This is a genomic window from Sapientia aquatica (assembly GCF_004358105.1).
Classification (GTDB): Bacteria; Pseudomonadota; Gammaproteobacteria; order Burkholderiales; family Burkholderiaceae_D; genus Solimicrobium; species Solimicrobium aquaticum.
The window spans coordinates 253,982-272,177 of record NZ_SMYL01000003.1; the positions used below are offsets into that span (position 1 = coordinate 253,982).

The window sequence follows — 18,196 nt, forward strand, 5'->3', positions numbered from 1 at the left end:
CTTTTAGGATCTCAAGGCGGATGGGCTGAAGATTTAATTCAACCCATCCATCCGTGATTACCTTCCACCGACAAGCGATTAACGCTCGCGTTTTTCCCTCTCGTCTTTCGCTTTCTCTTCTTTGCTCTTCACCTTAGCTTCTGGCTTGTTCTCGGCTGGATGAGGCTGAGCGTTGCGATTCTCTTGCTCATGCTGCATTTGCTGTTGCTTTTGTTGCAGTTCACGCTGTTGCTGCTCGCGCTGCTGTTGCTGCTGTTGCTGCTGTTGCTGTTGCTGCTGAATTTGCTGCTGCTTTTGTTGCTGTTCATGTTGTTGCTGATCGCGCTGCTGTTGCTCACGCTGCTGCTGTTGCTCGCGTTGTTGCTGCTGAGACTGTTGCTGTTGCATTTGCTGTTGCTTTTGTTGCTGCTCATGTTGTTGCTGGTCGCGCTGCTGTTGCTCACGTTGCTGTTGCTGTTGCTGCTGTTGTTGCTGCTGCGGCTGCGCTTGATTAGCAGCGTGCGCTTGCACGCTCTTGGCAAACGTTGGTGGAACCTCAGCGTGGACTACTTGAGCTTGCGGTAACGCGGTTGGCTGGCGACCTGCAACGTAAGCTGGAATTGCTCTATTCGAAGTCGGCATTGGCGCCATTGCTTTAACAACGGGAGGCTGAGCCGCTGCTAAATGTGGCTGAGCAGGCACTGCCGAATTTACCGCTTGTCCGTTGGCGGTTGCACCCGGTGGAGCGACGATGGTGACATTGGTCACGTTCGTCACGTTGGTCACATTGGTTACGTTACGCACGTTACTAACGTTGTTAATTGTGGTGTTATTGACGTTCGTATTGTTGATATTGGTGTTGTTGTTCGTAATGCGCATACCTTGATTGATAATCGGTGGCGCGCTGGTAACGACTGCCGGAGCGGTTCCAATCGGCGCAGGAACGATTAAGCCGAGATGTGAGCCGGGTGGCGCTGGAACAAACACACCGGAAGGTCCCATTGGACGCGGCCCAGCAATCACACCAGCGGCAACGATACCGATCGAGATATTAATTCCGACTGGCGGAGCAACGAAAGCAACGCCCGGGGCGGCCCAAAAACCATTGACGAATACGACTGAACCGCCGCGGTTTTCATAGTACGGATTAACCCAGCCATAACCAGGGCGCGGCGGCGCGGACCAGCGACCATGCGCCCAAACCCAGTTGCCTTCCCATACCCAATAACCACCCGTCCAAATCGCGCCGTCATAAGGCATTGGCGGCGGTGTTTCAACCAACATCGGGGGCGGCGCCCACGAAACCAAAACTGGCTCTGGCTGGGCTAATGGTGGCTCGACATACACGCTGACGACCGGCTGAGGCGCAGGTGCTTGGTAAGTCACTTCTGCTTGGACAGGTTGGTAAGTTGGCTGCACGTAGCGCACCGGCTGCACGTATACGTGTGCTGGCTCAACCACGCAGCCGCTCAACAACACAGCGGCACCTACTGCGGCAGCGATCATGATTTTTTTCATCAGTTATCTCACAATAATATTTTTAAATTAACTACTTCCCACTACTCATTAATGACAAGTCAGGCGTCAGCTAGAAAACGCAAGCATGGCGCATTGGTTGACAAAATTTAACAATCTTAATTGTAAGCAACTGAAACCGCAATTATTTAGAGCGATCCGCTGGATGGTTCACGCCATCATTGAGGGGAATATTGGGTATCTCAAACGGGTTGACGCCTTCTAAACAACCCACGTTATAGCCATATTCATTTGGGTTGGAGCGACGTTGGTGGTGGGTATAAATGCCGCAGATTGAGCAGAAATAATGACGCGCTGTGTTGGTATTAAATTGATACAGCTTCAGGACATCAGCGCCTTTAATAATTTCGATGCCATCCAAGGAAACGGACGCAACAATCGCTCCCTTTCTACGGCAAATCGAGCAATCACAGCGGCGTGGATTGACGATTCCATCCGGTAGATTTAGCAGCAGCGCAACTGCTCCGCAATGACAAGTGAGCGTATGCTTTGCGTTAATGCGGGTTGGGCCGACTTGTTTCATGATGATCAAATAGAATTCAAGTAAGGCGATTTTTCGCTAACGGAGGCTTTTTAGCGAAGTAACGATTAATCCCCTTTAAGATCGCATCGGCCATTTGATTTTGGTAATTTTCATCGGTCAATTTTGCTTCTTCTTCGGGATTAGAAATAAACGCCGTTTCAATCAATACACTAGGAATATCAGGCGCTTTTAACACGGCGAAACCAGCTTGTTCGACCGAGCCTTTATGCAAGCGATTAATGCCGCCGATTTCACCCAAAATTGCGCTGCCCAGCTTTAAGCTGTCACTGATTTGCGCTGTGGTCGATAAATCGAGCAGCACGCTAGCGAGCTGTTTATCGTGATTTTTAATGTTTACGCCACCGATCAAATCGGCTGAGTTTTCTTTGTTCGCCAGCCAGCGCGCCGCCGTGGAGCTAGCACCTTTATCGGACAAGGCAAACACCGAAGATCCGCGCGCCGAGGTTTCAATAAATGCGTCCGCGTGGATCGACATAAATAAATCTGCCTGCACCTTACGCGCCTTTTCCACCCGCACATTAAGCGGAACGAAAAAGTCCGCATCACGAGTCAGAAAAACACGCATATTGGGTTGCGATTCGATTTTGGCTTTTAAACGTTTAGCAATCGATAACACCACATCTTTTTCATAACTACCACCACGCCCGACGGCTCCTGGATCTTCGCCACCGTGTCCAGGATCCAGGGCAATGGTAATCATGCGCATGAGTTGCGGCGCGTTCTTTAGATCGGACGAACCGGGTAAAGGCGCTTCGGGATTAGGATTTAATTTTGGCTGCGGCATCGTTTGTGCCTGCGAGGGCAATTGGGATGGCGTTGGCGGCGTTGGCAGGGTTGGTGCCTGTGCAATTGGCGGCGATGCTTTCGGATCTGATTTCGCCAGCGGCTGTTCTTGCAGCCATTGCCCCTTTTCGATTAAAGCGGCAATTGGATCAACGGGATTGGTTGGATAGAGATCAAACACCAAACGATATTTGTATTCACCCACCGGCTTTAAGGTAAATACCTGCGGGTTGATTTCTTCTTTCAGATCAAATACCAAACGCACCACATTAGGCCGATTTTGGCCGACGCGCACTTGCTTGATGTAAGGATCATTGGATTGAATTTTGGCGATGATTTCTTTGAGCGTCGAATTGAGTTCTAAACCGTCAATATCGACCACCATACGCAATGGATCTTTGACTAAAAATTGGGTCGCTTTTAGCTCAACATCGCCTTCGAGCGTGACCCGCGTGTATTCTTCCGCAGGCCAAACCCGCACCGCTAAAATCTGGGCCGCATAAGATAGTTTCGGCACCAGCACGGACAGCAAAAGCGTGGCACCAGATTGCAAAAAAATGCGGCGGGATTTCTTCTTGGTATCCAATTGATTCACACTAAATCGCTAGTTAAATTACAAATTCGGGGCAAAATTGAGTCCATTGACACAAACCGCGGCGCGCTCCGAACGGGCGCATAATTCGACCTCACGTCCGCTGCCAGCGACTGTTAAATAAATATCTAAATCCGGCAACGGTAAAATTGATTCGCCTTTTTCTGGCCACTCCACTACACAAATCGTCGATTGGTTAAACACGTCGCGAAAGCCGGCTTCTAAAAATTCATCGGGACTGCTCATGCGGTACAAATCAAAATGCATCAATGTGACCGATTGTCCCGCCAATTGAATTTCATACGGCTCAGCCAACGTGTAGGTTGGACTTTTAACGTGCCCAACGTAACCGGCCGAATGCAGCAAAGCCCGGGTTAAAGCGGTTTTGCCAGCACCAAGATCGCCATGTAGATAAACGACTAAGCCAGCAACCAGTTGACGCGCTAAGCATTTACCTAGGGCGTCGGTGGCGGCTTCGTTTTTTAATAACGCTTTAAAGTGGGCTTTATAGTCTGGCATCTCGTAAAATACTGTGTTCGCTAAAAAACATTATCGCTTTGGGCTCAATTTCAACAACCAGCATGATAAACGACAAATACGCCATTCTGGCACGTAGCATTAAATCTTGGGGACAAGATTTAGGCTTTTCTGACGTGCGGATTTCGGATATTGATCTATCAGCCCACGAAGCGGGCTTGGCGGCGTGGTTGGAGGCGGGCTTTCATGGCGAAATGGACTACATGGCTGCGCACGGCATGAAGCGCGCTAGACCGGCGGAATTAGTGCCCAATGCGGTGCGCGCGATCGTGGTCAGAATGGATTATCTCGCGCCTAGCACGTCACCCAATTGGCGCGCGGCTGAACAAGCGCGTGGTCAACTTTCAGACCAAGCTGTCATTTCGGTTTATGCCCGAGGGCGCGATTATCACAAAGTCCTACGCAACCGGTTGCAACAACTCGCGCAAAAAATCGAAGCAGAAGTCGGGCAATTTGGCTATCGCGCTTTTACCGATTCAGCGCCCGTCATGGAAGTCGCCTTGGCAGAAAAAGCAGGTTTAGGCTGGCGCGGCAAGCATACCTTGTTACTCAATCGCGAAGCTGGGTCAACGTTTTTTTTGGGTGAAATCATTACCGATTTGCCGTTACCGATTGACGCTCCAATTAGCAACCATTGCGGCAATTGCACTGCATGCCTGAGCAGTTGTCCAACGCAAGCGATTATCGCGCCTTACCAACTGGATGCGCGGCGCTGCATTTCGTACCTAACGATCGAGCTAAAAAGTAGCATCCCCGAAGAATTTCGTCCGCTCATTGGCAATCGCGTCTATGGCTGCGACGATTGCCAAACCTGCTGTCCGTGGAATAAGTTTGCGCAAATCAGTCAGGAACCCGATTTCGCCGTGCGTAACGGATTAGATAATTCAAGCTTGATCGAGTTATTTAGCTGGAGCGAAGAAGACTTTATGCGCCGCATGGAAGGTAGTCCGATTCGGCGGATTGGTTATGTCAGCTGGCTGCGCAATTTGGCCGTGGGTTTAGGCAATGCGCGGCGCGCACGTCTGGCACAGCAATTGGATTGTGAACTCATCGATGCAGCCTTGTGCCGTCATTTGCAACACCCGTCTGACATTGTGCGTGAACACGTCAGTTGGGCGTTGCGACAAGGTGCCTAATTACTTCAAAAGACCGGCTAATTCCACCGCTGTTTTGACCGCCATTTTGTCAAAAATATTGGCGCGATGGACTTCTACGGTACGCATGCTAATTCCCAATTCGTCAGCGATCACTTTGTTCATTTTGCCCAGCAATATCAAATCCAGCACTTCGCGTTCGCGCGTCGTCAAACCGGCTAACCGCTCATACACTAACGCTAATTCACCTTCCTGACGCGACAAGGCCAACGCTTCTTGAACCCGATCAAAAAGAGCGTTATCGTCAAACGGTTTTTCGCAGAAATCAAATGCGCCGCGCTTTAATGCATCGACCGCCATCGGAACGTCGCCATGACCAGTAATAAAAATCACTGGCAAGCGCTTGGTTAATTGTTGCGCCGCCATCAAGTCAAAGGTCGCAATGCCGCTCAAGCCATCCATGCGCACGTCGAGCAACACGCAGTCACCAGCCGGATCGAATTTGAATTTATTGTCTTTGTTGGACTCGTCATTGGCAGCCGGATACAGATGCGCAAAGTGATCAAAAGTCGCCAAAAATTGTTCGCCACTGGAATAACTCACACACGGCAATTGGCGCGATTTCGCCATCCAAATGAGCGCGTCGCGCAAGTCTGCATCGTCGTCAACAATGTGTAACATGGTTATCCTTTTTGTGTGTCTGTTGGTAGATCTGTGGGTAGCTCAGTTGGTAAATCTATGGGTGTATCGGTTTGCGCATGCGCTTGCGGATTCGCCAGCGGCAACGTAAAGCTAAAAATTGTTCCGCCATTTGGATTATCCCGATACGTTAGCTGACCGCCGTGGAATTCGATAATCGTGCGGCAAATATTTAATCCCATTCCCATGCCTTCGGATTTGGTCGAAAAGAACGGGGAAAACAAACGTTCAGCCACTTCCGGTGGAATGCCTGTTCCGTGATCGATGACTTCGGTCAAAACGTAGTTATCGACCCGTTTTACTTCGATTTGCAAAATTCGCTGCGTTAAAGTCAGTTCTTGCATTGCTTGCAGCGCATTACGAGTTAAATTCAGAATCACCTGCTCTAATGAAATCGCGTCAACTAATACATCGGGCAGCGGATCATCGATGTAAATTTCTACTCCGATCAAATACGATTTGGCCTGCAATTTTATCAGAGGCAAGATGCTATTGAAGATGGCCATTAATTGCAGCGGCACCCGGTTCGGCTCACGCTTGGCGACAAAGCCGTGCACGCTACGAATAATCTGCCCCGCGCGCTGCGCTTGATTTTGCATTTGAGTCAACGCTGGCTGCAGCATTTCAGCATCGAGATTGCCCGACTTCATCATGTTTAATGCGCCCGTGGCGTAACTCGAAATCGCGGCCAACGGTTGATTTAACTCGTGCGCCATCACGGAAGCCAATTCACCCATCGTCGCCAAGCGGGCGCTGCTTTCTAAACGTTCTTCGTGTTCGCGTAACACTTGTTCCGATTTTTTACGTTCGCTAATGTCCAGAATCGAACCCATCCAGCCAGTTTGTTCGCCATCGTCGTTGAGCAACGCAGATTCATAAATCAAGACCGGAATTCGGTGCCCGTCGGCGTGTTTATAGACGGTTTCAAAGCCATTTAACGAATCGTAATTGCTTGAATTGGAGGAGCGCTTTTTATAACTCTCAATTGCCTCGGACGCCCAAAAAACCATAGGCGCTTTTTGTCCAAGCAACTGATCTTCGCGGTAGCCCACCATGTCGCAAAAAGCTTGATTCACATAGACCAATTCGCCGTCCATGCTGCGCACTCGCAGTCCAGTGACGACCGATTTTTCCATCGCGCTTCGGAATGCGATCTGCTCGCGTAACGCTGTTTCGGCTGCTTGGCGACGCAAAATATCGCGCCACAAGGCCCACAAACTCCACAGCAAACCTAAGCCCATTAAGACAACCGCCGCGACCAGATAATTGGAAAGAAGTTTCGGCGCTTCTTTAATGCTATTCGTTTTGAGGATTAAGTTAACTCCGGACAAATTCAGGCTACGGCTGTGCGTATATACATTGCGTCCGTAACCGCCATCGGAGCGCTGCGCAAAAACGTTATCGTCCAAATCGCTCAAGCTGATTTGATTGTCTTTGGCAAACCACCACGGCACCATGTTTTCCAAAATCACCGACATTTTGTAGGTCAACACCAAGCTGCCGATGTACTGATCATCCTTAAACAGCGGTAAGTGATAATCCATAAAAATGGCTCGATCTTGCGCTTCTTGCACCGCTGGTTCGCTGTATTGGGGAGTTCGACTTTCGCGCGCGTGTTCAATCGCTTCTTGCGACAACGGCGACATATCGTCGAGCTTAAATTCGCGTGTGCTGTATCGGACATGATCGTTGGCATCCAACCAAACTAATTGTTGTAATTCTGGGTGACTTTCAATCAAATCAGAAAAACGTTCTTTTAGCTGTTCAGAAACTTTACTATTAGCGATAATAGTATCTCCAAGGAAACGTAAATTTTCCTCGTTACGCAATAAATGAAAACGAATTCCCTGCTCAACCCATAACGTATCGGCAATTAATTGCTCTTGACGATTTCTGAATTCAATCTTTTGAGATTGCCAAGGAAGCAAGATCAAGACCGGCAAAATCAGTATCGCCATTAACATCGGCGTGACCCAATGCTGTTTTAGAAAGGGCAGGCGTTTTTCGGAGGGGTGGTTATCCACAGTGGCTTTTAGTTGAAAAATTACGGAAAATGTAAAATTACTTTACGTAAACATGATGTATCTCGGAGAACCACAAAATTGTCGCTGCAAAGCACGCATCACGTGCTGAAACTGAGTAATAGTTAAGTTGGCAGGCAAGGTTTTGCGCAAGTTCCAAAATAACCTAAGAAATCAAAAATGCAACGCTTCACACATTATGCCTTGTTATTTATTGCTCTGGCTATAACAAATGGTAGTTACGCTCAATCGACGATTGTAATCAAGTTCAGTCACGTTGCCAGCATCAGTTCACCACGAGGAATGGCTGCCGCTCGCTTTAAAGAGTTGGCCGAGTTGATGACAAAAGGTCGGGTTCGCGTCGATATTTATGCCAACGGACAACTTTATAAAGATAATGAAGAACTAGAAGCCTTGCAACTCAACGCCGTGCAAATGCTGGTGCCACCGCTGTCTAAATTTTCCGCCTTAGGAATCCGCGAATTTGAAGTGTTTGATTTGCCCTATTTATTTCCTAATTACGACGGCCTGCATCGGGTCACTCAAGGGCCGATTGGGCGCGACTTATTAAATAAGCTCGACAGCAAAGGCATGGTTGGTTTGGGTTATTGGGATGGAGGATTTAAAAATATCTCCGCCAATCGCCCCATCCACACTCCTAACGATATGCGCGGTCTGCGTATTCGAATTCCCCCTTCCAAAGTACTCGATAGCCAAATGCGCGCACTCGGAGCGACGCCATGGGCCTTAACCTACCCCGCTGTCGTCGAATCGCTGCGGAATAATTTCATCGATGGCTCGGAAAACCCGCCGACTAATTTTATTAGCCGCCCCGCTGGTGGCTCACAAAAGTTTTTGACGCTGACCAATCATGGTTATTTAGGCTACGCGGTGGTGGTGAATAAGGATTTTTGGGATGAGTTGCCTTCAGACATTCGGGTTCAACTCAGCAACGCGATGTTTGAAACCACGAAATACGCTAACAACATTTCTCAACAACAAAATGAGCAAGACTTGGCCACTATTAAAAAATCAGGAAAAACCGTCGTCTACGATTTGACCGATAACGAAAAAGACCAGTGGCGCAAGGCCCTCATTCCCATTCAGCAGCAAATGGAAAATCGTCTGGGCAAAGAATTAATTAATGCAATTAATCGCCAATTGGGTAACCCCAGCGATTTCAATTTAATGGTGCATTGAATAGACTAGCTAACCACATTTGCACAAGATTTCTGCAATTAACGCGCTTACCAAAATATTCTTGATAAGACAACTCAAATTTTATTCCTTTTGCGCGGCTTTTCTCATATTTACCACATTTTGTTCGTCTGGCTTATTTCTTGATATGTTCAAATTGCATATCTAAATACACTGTGCTATCTTCGGTTTCAGTCGAAGTTTTAGCAGGTGTAAAAAAATCGGAGCCATCCGAAACAACATCGAGGAGACCGCGTTTCAATATAGCTGAGCATGCATAAAACACATGACATTAGCAGTAGACGCGAAAGTAGTTTTGAAGGCATATCTTTTGATATGCCTTTTTTGTTTTTGGCGCCGCCATTACAATGACACCCACTATGTAAAGCTCGCTCTGACTATGGATATGCATTCACGCTTTTGCGCCATCATCCCCGCTCCTTTTGGTGCGATGGGAATTCGGACAGAAAACAATCAATTACGCGAACTCGTTTATCTGCCCGCCAACATCCCATTAAAAACACCCACGTCGGCGCTCGCCATCGAAGCGGCACAACAAATTACTAGCTACTTCGATCATCCCGCATTCCAATTCACTCTACCTTTGGCCGCCCTGGGAACCGAACATCAGCGCAAAGTGTGGCGCGCAATTGAGCAAATCCCAATGGGGCAAGTAACGAACTACGGCGCGATCGCCAAACATATCGGCTCCGCACCACGCGCCGTTGGTCAAGCTTGCGGCGCGAATTGGTTCCCGCTCATCATCCCCTGCCACCGCGTTACGGCGGCTAACGGCATTGGCGGTTTTGCCAATCACAACGAAGCGGCAGGTTTCCATTCGAATGTAAAAAAATGGTTGTTAGCGCACGAAGGTGTTCATGGATATTAATGCGTTAATGCAAGCGGAAATCGACGAATTTTGCGACACGCTTTGGTTGGAAGATGGTTTGTCAAAAAATACCTTGGAAGCGTATCGACGCGATCTAACGCTGTTTGCCAAATGGCGTCACGCGCAAAATATGATGTCGTTACTGGATGCTAGTGCCGACAACATTAACAACTATTTCACCTACCAAAAAGATAGCAAAGCCACGAGCGCCAACCGCCGCTTGGCGGTCTTCAAACGCTTCTACCAATTCGCCATTCGCCATCAAAAAATCAGCGTCGATCCAACCTTAAAATTAGCCTCAGCCAAAACTCCCTCGCGCAATATTCAAACGCTCAGCGAATCCCAAGTTGAAGCCCTGCTAGCGGCTCCTGACACCACAACGCCACTCGGATTACGGGACCGCTGCATGCTCGAATTAATTTACGCCAGCGGCTTGCGGGTGACCGAATTGGTGCTCATTACGATGCAAGAATTAAGCTTAAACGACAACGTCTTGCGCATCACTGGCAAAGGTAGCAAAACGCGTTTAGTGCCGTTCGGTGAAATCGCCAGCAACTGGATACGGCGCTACGTCAACGAAGCACGGCCTCAGATTATGAACGGTCAGATCGACGATGCGCTGTTCGTTACCGCGCGCGGCGCAGCGATGACGCGCCAGATGTTTTGGGTGCTGATTAAAAAATACGCACGTCAAGCGGACATCAACGCCCCACTCTCGCCGCACACCCTGCGCCACGCCTTCGCCACGCACTTAATCAATCACGGCGCTGACCTGCGTGTAGTCCAGCTTTTACTCGGTCATTCAGATATTTCAACCACCCAAATTTATACGCACGTTGCGCGCGAGCGATTGAAGCAATTACACAAAGATCATCATCCACGCGGATGAATTTACTTTCCTCGATTTAACATGAACCATCCCAAACACATTTCCGAAACTCCAGCCACGCAATTTCTGCGTAAAGCCAACATTGTATTTACCGAACATCCTTACGACTACGAAGAGCAAGGCGGTACTAAAGTATCCGCGCGCGAATTGGGGGTGGATGAGCATGCTGTGGTCAAAACATTGGTCATGCAAAATGAAACTGCTAAGCCGCTTATCGTATTGATGCACGGCGACTGCACAGTATCGACTAAAAATTTAGCGCGTCAAATTGGCTGTAAAAGTGTGGCACCTTGTGCTCCGGAGATCGCGCAAAAACACAGTGGCTATTTGGTTGGTGGAACGTCGCCATTTGGCACAAAAAAGCGCCTGCCGATTTATGTTGAGAAAACCATATTGGATTTACCAAAAATCTACATCAATGGCGGCAAACGGGGTTATTTGGTTGGCATTGATCCTAACGTCTTGGTCGTCCATCTAAATGCTGTTGCAGTGGAATGCGCCTTAACCTCGTGAGAACTTATCCAAGCGCTTGCCTAATGAATGATTGTTAAAAAAGCTGCTTGAACAGTGTAAATTCAAGAGCTATATTGAATCAATCGAGGCGCTATTTGCTGGCGCAAGCCAAACACACTTCCGAAAAGTTTTATGTTCTTGATAAATAAAACACTGCAAAAATCTGAGGAAGAGCATGGATCATCCAGATTTCAATGTATTGACTGAGAGTTTTTCTGGCTCGCATGCGAGCTTGAGTAAAAGCTTGCAAGCAATACACGAAGCAATTGGCCTGCGTTATCCCTACATTGATCGCGTGGCAATTGCCCTGTATGAACCGCACACCGATCTGCTAAAAACCTTTATCAGCAGCAATAAAGACGATCAAAAATTGGTGCGCTATGAAGCCCATTTGAAGGATGTACCTTCGCTACTATCCTTAGCCACGTCCCATCAAAGCCGGATTATTTCGGACATACCTGCGACCTTATGTACCCCAACGACCCACACCAATTGGCTCAAGGAACACGACTACCATTCCAGCCTGACTGTTCCGATTTACCGCGCCAATAAACTGAACGCATTTTTATTCTTTGATTCAAAAATTGCTCATTCATTTGATGCAGAATCGGCTCGTTTTTTAGAAGTTTTTGCTGATTTAATCTCGCAGCTATTTCTTTTGCAAATCAACCAAATTCATAGCTTAGTTGGAACAGTTCAAGTTGCTAGCGGATTGGCGCGGATTCGCGATTTAGAAACCGGTCAACATCTTGAACGCATGGCCAATTACGCTCGCTTGATGGCGCAGGCGTTGGCGCACACTTATGAACTCGATGATGAGTTTATCGAATACCTGTATTTGTTTGCGCCGCTGCACGATATTGGCAAAGTTGGCATTCCCGACAGTGTTCTTCTCAAGCCCGGCAAACTCGATGCCGCCGAGTGGGACATCATGCGCCGCCACGTGGAAATAGGCGTGACGATCACCAAAAAAATCATCGCCGATATGGATTTGGAGGATTCGGTCATCACCCGCATCATGCACAACATCGTCGCCTATCATCATGAACGGGGCGACGGAAAAGGGTATCCGTATGGAATGCAGCTTGAGCAAATTCCGATCGAAGCGCGGATAGTCGCCGTCGCTGATGTGTATGATGCGCTGTCCAATAAGCGGCCCTACAAAGAGCCTTGGCGCGAGGAGGAAATTGTTGCCGAGTTGCGCAAAGAAGCGGGATTAAGACGTTTAGATTCGCAGTGCGTGGAAGCCTTGATTGCCGCTAAGGAGCAGCGTTTAGCCATTCAAGTGCAGTTTGCTGACAAGATCGATTGAGTCAACCGAGCGCAACTACCTCGTGCTTAGACGCTCAGCGCCCACCCAATAAACGCGCAGGTAAAAACAAAATTGCTCGCAGCAGCGCCAACAGCGCGCTCAAGACGATAGCGACAATCCGAAACGGAATCGATAACAGCCAAAGCAGCGGCCAACTAATCAATACCACTAAGCCCAGCGGCCAGCATAAAAAGAACAAAATACATAATCCAACAAAGAGCAACATTGGATTCACCTCTCGGTTTAGTCATCATGGCAGGAGTATATAAACCGCGAACGTGCTTGGCTATGCCCTAAATAGGGCATTTTTGGGCTTATTTTCGCTGATTTAGTGCTAATTTGACCTTAAAGTGGTATTAACTGGGGTTTACTGTTGTCGCAACCACCACAGGAAGTATTAGCGAGAAAGTCGTGCCGTGACCCAATCGGCTTTTCACTGTAACGTCACCATCGAGCACTGATTTGATGATGTTATAACTAATGCTTAAACCTAGACCGTTGCCGCCACGGCCTAATTTGGTGGTGAAAAATGGATCGAAAATTTTCTCTAAATTCTCGGGCGGAATTCCCACACCGTCGTCCGTAAAACGCAGCATGACGTGATTCTTTTTTATCGGGCCAGCCGAGATTGCCAACGTTCCGTGACTGCGTCCCTCGAACCCGTGCATGAGCGCATTCTGCATTAAATTCATTACGACCTGCCCAAGCGAGCCAGGATAACTATCCATCGAAATCGCACTCGGCACCGACAACTCAACTGCCACGCCTTTATTGATAAATTGATTGCGCATGGTCGCCACAATATCGCTCAACAATTTATGTAAATCAAATACTCGACGTTGGGCATTAGTTTGATCGACCGAAACCTGTTTAAAGCTCATCACCAAGTCAGCAGCGGTTTGGAACGAGCGGAAAATTAAATACGATCCGCGTTGGCATTCGTCCAAATAATCAACTAAGTCCGAACGGCGCATGGTGTTGTCTTTGTATTTCTGCGCGATGTCGCTCGATTTTTCGTTCAGGCTACTAGCGAGCAATAAACCGTTACCAATCGGAGTATTGAGCTCATGCGCAACACCAGCAACTAGCGAACCCAAGGAGGCCATTTTTTCGTTGTAGACCAATTGCTTTTGGGTAGTTTGTAATTGCTGATAAGTTTGCGCATTGTCCAAGCCAATCGCGGCATAGGCGCACAAACTGCGGAAGATTAAAAACTCGCGCTGTCCAAAGGCATTCGCGCGCAACGATTCGACCGACATCACGCCAATCATGCGCTCACCGATCACCAAGGGGAAAAATAAGCCGGTCAAGGTTTGCAAAGTACCTTCGATTAAGGTCACATGCTCTTCAATCGAAAAGTCGCAAATCATTTCCAACCGCTCACGGAAACAGCGCGCCGAGTTCGCCGTTGGGTCGTTCAAATCGACATAACTGACTTCGTATTTCTCGCCATTTTCGACGCAGTAAATCATCTGCAATTGCTTGTGATCGTGGTCGACTAAATAGACTTTAAACGTGTTGATATCGAGCAGCGAATGCACATAGCGATCCAACACTTGAAAAATATCATTGAGATCAAGATGGGTTGTAATCTCACAGCCAATCGCGCCAAGTTGCTCTAAGGTGGTGGTAATTTGCTGCAATTCTTCTGCGCGTCTGGCTTCAGTAATCGCAAGTTCGCGATGCACTTCACTCTCTTCGCGCACCCGCTCCATTTGATGGAACACCTGCATCGTGGTGGCGCGCGCAATCGTTTCATTATTCTGTATCTTTTCTCTGGCAGAAATTGCCTTTTGCGCCATTAAGTACGCTTGCTCAAATTCGCCGACAGCAGCATGTTCTTGACTAAGCATCTCGTAGAGCCGGCTAGGAATCACAAAACCCGAAATGCTTTCGGCAATTTCTAATGCTTGGCACAGGTAATCAAGTGCAATGGCGCGTTCGGTATTGGTCTTTTGAAATAAGTGTGGATAGCGGCGCGAGATGTCGGCCATCATCATCAAAATTTCAATTTGTCGAAAACTTTCACCATCTTCGTGCGCTAAACTCAATGAGGCATCAATAGCGAGCAGGGCCTCTTCCGGTTTTTCTAAGAACGACAATGCTGTCGCTTGGCCGCGCAAGGCCGCGATTTTGAAATCAACCAGTTTTAACTCAATGGCACGCTGCTCTAATTGGCGAAAGGACTCAAAGGCGACATCGTAATCTTGCCGACTTAGGGCAAGATTCCCTTGATAATAAAGCGCCAAGGTGTAGGTTCTGGAACTGGGAATCGGTGCCAACGTGGTCAACGCTTCATTCAACATATCTTGCGCCGCGGACAAATTATTGATGAAGCGCAGCGTTTCCGACATGACTAATAAACACGACGCAATACTGCGTGCCCAGGATGATTTACGCGCTAAATCCAAGGCGCGTTGCACCCACTCCAAAGCCATTAAATTTTCGTTGAGTTGATTGAGCTCGTCCGCAATATTATTCGCCGTCATAATGGCAAAATAAATCTGGCCGATTTCCAGCGCTTTTTTGTAGGTTTTAATCGAGTGACTCATTGCATTGGCAATGTCGCCGGTGCAATAAAACAAAACGCTCAAAAATTCATTGCTCCACATCGCTCGCGCTGGATTGGGATCGTTGGCTAATTGCGCAAACTTATCGTGCCAACGTTCGTACGCCAAACTAGGATTACTGAATGCCAGCCAGCGCGCCGCTGCGGCTTCGGCAATATCCCTGCGTACTAGGTCGCCACCGCGTCGCGCGGCTTCTGCCATTTCGGCATACTCCCGATCTCGCACAGCCACATTGCCGGCATCGACTGCAATCCAAGCCAACAACCAATGCGTGTCGGCGCAGCCGCGCCAATCATTTATCTCGGTAAATTGTTGTAACGCCAAGTGCGCTAAATTCTCGGCCTGCGGCAACGCCAGTTTTAAGCGCTGCACTTCGGCGTACACCAAGTTCAAGCGGGCACTGTATTTTTTTTGTGCGACGACAGCGGTTTTGTTGCTGACTGAGTGGTGTTGCTCGGCATCGTCGATCGCTTGTTTGGCTTGATCGGCGTACTGAATCGCTTTAGCCGAGTCGCGCTGATGCAATTTCCAGGCAAGCCGCACCAAGGCGTCGAGGTGCGCTCCGCCGGACAAATGCGGCAGTTGGAATTCCAGTTCAGCAATATCTTGGTCGGTATCGAACAAATCCATTGAACATGCCCAAGCGATAAGTATGTAATTAAAGTAACTGGCTTAATTCGACAAAAATGTTTTACACAAGCTTTGTCGTTCGCACATGCGAAAAAACCATGCAGGACACCAACTCAATCTTCGTCGTTTCCATCAGTCAACTGACGAGCACCGCACTACAGAATAGCAAAGGGTTTTACATTGTGCCAGCGAGCAAGATACATTTCGACAATATTAATGCTTTATAGAAACATTTTCTGGTATTTTTGGTCGTTTTAGGTGCTTTCGCTTAAAATAGCGCCCATTCCAACTTAACGTGCATCAACTTCATGCTCAATTCTCCTCTTGCTACCATTGGTTTTGTGATTGCTTCCTACTTGATCGGCTCGATTTCGTTCGCTGTCATTGTTAGTAAGTTATTTGGATTGTCTGACCCGCGCACTTATGGCTCTAAAAACCCAGGCGCAACCAATGTGCTGCGCAGCGGGAATAAAGCGGCGGCGATGTTGACCTTGATTGGCGATGCGTTCAAAGGTTGGTTGGCGGTATGGTTAGCGGTGCGCTTTGATTTACCCACAGCAACGATTGCGCTAGTCGCGATTGCAGTGTTTTTGGGCCATCTTTGGCCGATATTTTTTAAATTTGTCGGCGGCAAAGGCGTGGCTACCGCAGCGGGTGTTTTACTGGGCTTGAATTTGTGGCTCGGCTTGGGAACCTTGGCGACGTGGTTGGTGGTGGCATTCTGCTTCCGCTACTCGTCCTTGTCGGCCTTAATGGCGTCGATTTTTGCACCGTTTTATTCAGCACTGATTTTTGGTACTGCAAGCCCGCTGTTTTGGTCAGTGTGTGCGATGAGCGCTTTGCTGATTTATCGCCATCAACAAAACATCCGCAATCTGATTGCGGGCAAAGAAAGTCGGTTGGGAAGTAAAAAGACAGCGAGCTAAGGGCAATTTTTAAATCGCCTTGAGTTCCGCCAAAGGCCATTTCGGGCGCACATTGAACGCATAATCGCACTGCGCTTGAGCCGGATCGGCCTTCAAGCGCATCGCGCCCGCAAACGCAATCATCGCGCCGTTGTCGGTGCAGAATTCCAATTCTGGGTAGTACACCTCAAAGCGTTTTTTAGCCGCCGCTGCATTTAATCCAGCGCGCAATTGGGTGTTTGCCCCCACTCCGCCGGCAATCACCAGACGCTTTAAACCCGAATGACGCATCGCTGAACTGCATTTGGCGACAATCACATCCACCAACGCATCAACAAAAGCGCGCGCTAGATTGGCTTTATCTTGCTCGCTCAATTCGCCCGGATGATTTTTTACCACGGTTAGAACGGCAGTTTTTAAACCCGAAAAGCTGAAATTAAAATCCTTGGAATGCAGCATCGGACGCGGCAGCGTGTACACGCTTGGATCGCCCGATTCAGCTATACGCGAAATTGCCGGTCCACCGGGATACGACAAACCCAGCAGCTTGGCTGATTTATCAAAAGCCTCACCCGCCGCATCATCCAAGGTTTCACCAAGCAAGGTGTATTGTCCGATGCCTTCAACCCGCATCAACTGGGTATGTCCACCAGAAACCAGCAAGGAAATAAAAGGAAACTTGGGCGGTTTAGATGCCAGCAACGGCGAGAGCAAATGGCCTTCTAGGTGATGAATTGGGATCATCGGCTTACCTAACGCCAAACCCAGCCCGCAAGCCACCGATGCGCCCACCAATAGCGCACCAGCCAATCCTGGGCCTTGGGTGTAGGCAATCGCATCAATGGCTGATTTGTCGATCTTAGCTTCGCGTAGCACTTGTTCTAATAGCGGTAAGGCCCTCCGAATATGGTCACGCGACGCCAGTTCCGGCACCACTCCGCCGTATTCCTGATGCATGGCAATTTGGGAATATAAGGCGTGCGAAAGTAAGCCGGTTTCGGTATCCACCAAAGCCAGGCCAGTTTCGTCACAGGAGGATTCAACGCCGAGAACGATCATAGTTGCTGCCGATTTTTTGCAAAGCGGTATTGTAGTTGAAGTGAGCTCGCAACTTGAAGCGCTGCAAGACTATTATTTGCGGAAAATTTCTGGGCGCGATTTGTTGCGTTGCTCGTACACCGTTTTGGCGTCTTGCTGGGCGCGTTCCAGCGTACGCATTTCCTCGTGATCGTCATGCAGGGTAAAAAAGTCCGCCGCTTGGGCGCGCATGACGTATTTGATGGCGGCAGCGTCCGACAAATCAAACATTTCTGTCATTAATGTGGTGACTTCGTCTAGGTATTCTTCGTACGTCATAGCAGTTTCCAATCGGGTGAATATAAATCCTAGTATAGAGGGCAATTTGCACGACAACTAGGGCGAGGCGAATTTTGCCTTAAGTTAGCGCGTGTTGCTATCAAAGACGCATAAAAAAGGGCATCCCAAAAAAAGATGCCCTTTATACAA

Annotated in this window: 17 protein-coding genes; 7 read left to right on the forward strand and 10 right to left on the reverse strand. The window is 48.5% G+C overall.

Features of this window, described 5'->3' with window-relative positions:
• Positions 1 to 78: 78 nt before the first annotated feature.
• From E2I14_RS19485 to tsaE, 4 genes are all read right to left on the reverse strand, one after another.
• Positions 79 to 1,497 carry a hypothetical protein gene (locus E2I14_RS19485; RefSeq protein ID WP_206105609.1) on the reverse strand — a complete coding sequence of 473 codons (1,419 nt, stop codon included), beginning with the start codon at positions 1,495 to 1,497 and terminating at the stop codon, positions 79 to 81.
• A gap of 142 nt (positions 1,498 to 1,639) precedes the next feature.
• Complete coding sequence (locus tag E2I14_RS08830) at positions 1,640 to 2,038, reverse strand: GFA family protein (protein ID WP_206105610.1); 399 nt, start codon at positions 2,036 to 2,038, stop codon at positions 1,640 to 1,642.
• Positions 2,039 to 2,054: 16 nt separating this feature from the next.
• Complete coding sequence (locus tag E2I14_RS08835; protein ID WP_133327562.1) at positions 2,055 to 3,437, reverse strand: N-acetylmuramoyl-L-alanine amidase; 1,383 nt, start codon at positions 3,435 to 3,437, stop codon at positions 2,055 to 2,057.
• Positions 3,438 to 3,455: 18 nt separating this feature from the next.
• Entirely contained in the window at positions 3,456 to 3,953 is a 498-nt protein-coding gene (gene tsaE, locus E2I14_RS08840) for a tRNA (adenosine(37)-N6)-threonylcarbamoyltransferase complex ATPase subunit type 1 TsaE (protein WP_133327564.1), read from the reverse strand.
• A gap of 62 nt (positions 3,954 to 4,015) precedes the next feature.
• On the opposite strand from tsaE, the gene queG reads away from it, so the two are divergent.
• The gene (gene queG, locus E2I14_RS08845; protein WP_133327566.1) at positions 4,016 to 5,107 is read left to right on the forward strand and encodes a tRNA epoxyqueuosine(34) reductase QueG; all 1,092 of its coding nucleotides are present in this window, start codon (positions 4,016 to 4,018) and stop codon (positions 5,105 to 5,107) included.
• Here queG and E2I14_RS08850 read toward each other — a convergent pair whose 3' ends face one another.
• Both E2I14_RS08850 and E2I14_RS08855 read right to left on the reverse strand, forming a co-directional pair.
• Entirely contained in the window at positions 5,108 to 5,746 is a 639-nt protein-coding gene (locus E2I14_RS08850; RefSeq protein ID WP_133327568.1) for a response regulator transcription factor, read from the reverse strand.
• A 2-nt stretch (positions 5,747 to 5,748) separates the two neighbouring features.
• Complete coding sequence (locus E2I14_RS08855) at positions 5,749 to 7,788, reverse strand: ATP-binding protein (RefSeq protein ID WP_227544672.1); 2,040 nt, start codon at positions 7,786 to 7,788, stop codon at positions 5,749 to 5,751.
• A 177-nt stretch (positions 7,789 to 7,965) separates the two neighbouring features.
• Between E2I14_RS08855 and E2I14_RS08860 the strand changes: the two genes are divergently transcribed.
• From E2I14_RS08860 to E2I14_RS08880, 5 genes are all read left to right on the forward strand, one after another.
• Entirely contained in the window at positions 7,966 to 8,985 is a 1,020-nt protein-coding gene (locus tag E2I14_RS08860; RefSeq protein WP_133327570.1) for a DctP family TRAP transporter solute-binding subunit, read from the forward strand.
• 397 nt (positions 8,986 to 9,382) lie between these two features.
• The gene (locus E2I14_RS08865; RefSeq protein WP_133327572.1) at positions 9,383 to 9,871 is read left to right on the forward strand and encodes a methylated-DNA--[protein]-cysteine S-methyltransferase; all 489 of its coding nucleotides are present in this window, start codon (positions 9,383 to 9,385) and stop codon (positions 9,869 to 9,871) included.
• Positions 9,861 to 10,760 carry a site-specific tyrosine recombinase XerD gene (xerD, locus tag E2I14_RS08870; RefSeq protein WP_133327574.1) on the forward strand — a complete coding sequence of 300 codons (900 nt, stop codon included), beginning with the start codon at positions 9,861 to 9,863 and terminating at the stop codon, positions 10,758 to 10,760. The genes E2I14_RS08865 and xerD overlap by 11 nt, the downstream gene beginning before the upstream one ends.
• Positions 10,761 to 10,781: 21 nt before the next feature.
• Positions 10,782 to 11,273, forward strand: a complete 492-nt coding sequence (gene ybaK / locus E2I14_RS08875; protein WP_133327576.1) for a Cys-tRNA(Pro) deacylase — start codon at positions 10,782 to 10,784, stop codon at positions 11,271 to 11,273.
• A 175-nt stretch (positions 11,274 to 11,448) separates the two neighbouring features.
• Positions 11,449 to 12,585: an HD domain-containing phosphohydrolase gene (locus E2I14_RS08880; protein ID WP_133327578.1), complete on the forward strand. Its 1,137-nt coding sequence runs from the start codon at positions 11,449 to 11,451 to the stop codon at positions 12,583 to 12,585.
• A gap of 34 nt (positions 12,586 to 12,619) precedes the next feature.
• Here the strand turns inward: E2I14_RS08880 and E2I14_RS08885 are convergent, their stop codons facing one another.
• Both E2I14_RS08885 and E2I14_RS08890 read right to left on the reverse strand, forming a co-directional pair.
• Complete coding sequence (locus E2I14_RS08885) at positions 12,620 to 12,811, reverse strand: hypothetical protein (RefSeq protein WP_133327580.1); 192 nt, start codon at positions 12,809 to 12,811, stop codon at positions 12,620 to 12,622.
• A 130-nt stretch (positions 12,812 to 12,941) separates the two neighbouring features.
• Positions 12,942 to 15,785 carry an ATP-binding protein gene (locus E2I14_RS08890; protein WP_133327582.1) on the reverse strand — a complete coding sequence of 948 codons (2,844 nt, stop codon included), beginning with the start codon at positions 15,783 to 15,785 and terminating at the stop codon, positions 12,942 to 12,944.
• 308 nt (positions 15,786 to 16,093) lie between these two features.
• On the opposite strand from E2I14_RS08890, the gene plsY reads away from it, so the two are divergent.
• Entirely contained in the window at positions 16,094 to 16,711 is a 618-nt protein-coding gene (gene plsY, locus E2I14_RS08895) for a glycerol-3-phosphate 1-O-acyltransferase PlsY (protein ID WP_133327584.1), read from the forward strand.
• A 9-nt stretch (positions 16,712 to 16,720) separates the two neighbouring features.
• Here plsY and tsaD read toward each other — a convergent pair whose 3' ends face one another.
• Both tsaD and E2I14_RS08905 read right to left on the reverse strand, forming a co-directional pair.
• A complete protein-coding gene (gene tsaD, locus E2I14_RS08900; protein ID WP_133327586.1) occupies positions 16,721 to 17,749 on the reverse strand; it encodes a tRNA (adenosine(37)-N6)-threonylcarbamoyltransferase complex transferase subunit TsaD in 1,029 nt (342 codons plus the stop codon).
• Positions 17,750 to 17,821: 72 nt separating this feature from the next.
• On the reverse strand, positions 17,822 to 18,046 hold the full coding sequence (locus tag E2I14_RS08905; protein WP_133327588.1) for a hypothetical protein: 225 nt from the start codon (positions 18,044 to 18,046) through the stop codon (positions 17,822 to 17,824).
• Between the last annotated feature and the right edge of the window lie 150 nt (positions 18,047 to 18,196).